At 46.6% G+C, this 2,737-nt stretch carries 3 protein-coding genes; 2 read left to right on the top strand and 1 reads right to left on the bottom strand.

The window, feature by feature from the left end; all coding sequences use genetic code 11:
• Nucleotides 1-70 precede the first annotated feature (70 nt).
• Entirely contained in the window at nucleotides 71-733 is a 663-nt protein-coding gene (locus KDK14_RS08805) for a class I SAM-dependent methyltransferase (protein WP_257264720.1), read from the bottom strand.
• A 282-nt stretch (nucleotides 734-1,015) separates the two neighbouring features.
• On the opposite strand from KDK14_RS08805, the gene KDK14_RS08810 reads away from it, so the two are divergent.
• Both KDK14_RS08810 and KDK14_RS08815 read left to right on the top strand, forming a co-directional pair.
• Nucleotides 1,016-1,723: a SapC family protein gene (locus tag KDK14_RS08810; RefSeq protein WP_257264721.1), complete on the top strand. Its 708-nt coding sequence runs from the start codon at nucleotides 1,016-1,018 to the stop codon at nucleotides 1,721-1,723.
• 28 nt (nucleotides 1,724-1,751) lie between these two features.
• Complete coding sequence (locus tag KDK14_RS08815; RefSeq protein ID WP_257264722.1) at nucleotides 1,752-2,585, top strand: serine protease; 834 nt, start codon at nucleotides 1,752-1,754, stop codon at nucleotides 2,583-2,585.
• The last annotated feature ends 152 nt before the right edge of the window (nucleotides 2,586-2,737 follow it).

Consider the following 2,737-nt stretch of genomic DNA (forward strand, 5'->3'; position numbering starts at 1 on the left):
CTATTCTCGCACAGCCTCCTGGCCAAAACGCTTTGTAAGGAACCGGATGCCTTAATTGGGCTCGTCCTCCTTAACGCTTGATGGCAATGGTAAGCCCATCGGAAACAGGCAGTATCATCATATCCACACGGCTATCGTCGTAAATTTTCCGGTTTAATGCTTTCAGGGCTGCAGTGTCTTCATCACTTGCCTCTGCATCTGCTACTTTTCCACTCCACAGCACGTTATCGATAAGAATCAATCCGCCAGGACGAACAAGCTGCAGGCACTGTTCGTAGTAGGCGTCGTAACCGGTTTTATCCGCATCAATAAAGGCCATGTCAAACTGATTCTGTGCACAGTTTCTGATCAGTTGATCCAGGGTTTCCGATGCCGGGGCAAGGTGAAGTTTGATCCGCTTGGAGACACCGGCTTTTTCCCAGTAGGGTTTGGCTATGTCGGTATATTCACTGCTGATATCGCAGGCAACTACCTCCCCGTCTTCCGGGAGTGCCAGGGCCACACAGAGCGCACTGTAACCGGTGAACACACCAATTTCGATGGTCCTGCGGGCATTGGTCAGTTTTGCCAGCATGGCCATCAGCTGCCCTTGCTCGGCCGATATTTGCATCATTCGGTTGGGGTGGTGGCTGGTCAGTTCACGCAGCTCTTTTAATACCGGGTGCTCACGTAAACCAACATGATAAATGTATTGATAAAGTGTCTCGGTCAGTTGCAGGGTTTCAGTGGACATGGGTGCAGTAATCCTTGGTATTCCCCGGGGGAAACATCAAAAATATGGATTTAGCCCTGACTATCAAGTCATGAACAGGGGCTGGCAATTGAGTGATTATTGAGCACTGTTACTTTATGCTGCAGCAATTGTTTAATACTCACAATCATATAACATTTTATTCGTTGATACCTTTAATATGCTGTGCAAAAATTTCCGACCAAAGTCAGCTTAAAAAATTTCTTATAACTATTCTACAAGTGGCTTTGTAGCCAGACACAACAAGAGAGGCGGCCCCTGACTATGGCAGCATTACTGTTTTACAATGAACCGGCACTACTGAACCGCGATGTTCACAAGACCCTCAAGTTCAAGGCATCTGAAAATTATTCATTCACGCAAGAAGTGAACTCTGTGCCCTTGACAGGCATTGAGTTTTTTGAAGCAAGTCGTGATATGCCTGTACTCTTCAGTAAGGATGAACAGGGCAATTTTTTTCCCCTTGCCCTTCTCTCTCTGATGGACGCAGGCCATAAGCATCTCGGTGAGGCGGGCAGCTGGAGCGACAGCTATATTCCCGCTTTCATTCGCCGCTATCCTTTCGCCCTGACCGATGAGGGTACTGTCTGCTTTGATCAGAAAGCCAGTCAGTTTAATGGCAAGGACGGTGAGGCGTTGTTCAGTAATGATGGCGAAAATACAGAAACATTGAATAACATTATTCAATTTCTTAATAACTATGATCAGCAGTACAAGCATACCCTGGAATATTGTAAGGAGTTAAAAGTGCTTGATATGCTTACTCCGTTTAATCTCCAGATTCTTCTGGACAAGGATAAGCCCATAAGACTCGAAGGGTTGTTTACTATTGATGAGAATAAACTGAGTGCTATCCCGGGAGAAAAAGTGAAAAGCTGGTTTGAATCTGGCTGGCTGGCATGGACTTATGCGCACTTACACTCATTGGGTGCTTTAAACCGCCTTGTCAAGAGACAGAAATCAAAGCTATAAGATCATTGACATCGTTGAGGAAATGCTGTTGAAAGGGAATTCACTATTGAAAAAAAACAGACAAATAGCCTTTTTGGTACTGTGTCATCTGGTTCTTCTGTTTGCCACCAGTGCGCATCCTGAACAGACCAGTGCCTATTCAGGCATAAGAATTGTTGGTGGTGATGAGCTTTCTCCATTTTCCCGTCCATACATGGCGTCATTAAAGGTATTGGAACAGATTCATTTTTGTGGCGGGGCCTATATTGGCGAAAAGTATGTCCTGACGGCCGCCCATTGTGTCGAGGCCGTTGAGGATGATGCAGACTATGTTTCCGTCTGGCTCGGGGGGCATAAACTCAGTGAACCGGATAATGGCAGGTTCTACCAGGTAGCAAGGTTTTATACACACCCTGGCTATAACAATGAAACCCAGGATAACGATATTGCCATTATCGAATTACAGCAGGACGTTGAGGGTATTGAACCTGTTGCTCTGATTTCTGAAGAGCTATTTGCCGGGATTAATAAATCATCAGTACTTGAGGCGATGGGCTGGGGAACCCTGGGGTACGGGAAGGGGCAGCCCGACACGTTGCAGGTGGTTCAGGTTCCCTATGTGGATAGAGAACTTTGCAACTCCGGGGAACATTATGACGGAGCAATCACCAAAAGCATGTTGTGCGCTGGCTTTGATGAAGGAGGAAAAGACTCCTGTCAGGGGGATAGTGGTGGCCCCCTGGTTTATCACCACCAGGGCACCATGTACCAGCTGGGTGTGGTGAGTTGGGGGTATGGCTGTGCTGTACCGGGTTACCCGGGTGTCTATACCAATATCGTTGAACTGTTGGATTGGATAAGGCAGATAGCTCCGGATATTTGAGTTCAGCTTTTTTAGTACCAGGAGGCTGTCCGAGAATAGCGCCCGACCGGGCGTCCCCGTAGAGAGGATTGCGAGAAATTGAGGATAAAAAGTCGGAAGAAATTTTTAGTGAATAGTGGTTCTATTTACTAAAAATTTCTGACTTTTTAGAC

Origin of the sequence: Endozoicomonas sp. ONNA2 (assembly GCF_024606365.1) — a bacterium.
In the GTDB taxonomy this organism is placed as follows: Bacteria; Pseudomonadota; Gammaproteobacteria; order Pseudomonadales; family Endozoicomonadaceae; genus Endozoicomonas.

Bases quoted from the DNA above. Each gene is read 5' to 3' on its own strand.
- KDK14_RS08810 (WP_257264721.1), top strand. From the start codon at position 1,016: ATGGCAGCATTACTGTTTTACAATGAACCGGCACTACTGAACCGCGAT.
- KDK14_RS08805 (WP_257264720.1), bottom strand. From the start codon at position 733: ATGTCCACTGAAACCCTGCAACTGACCGAGACACTTTATCAATACATT.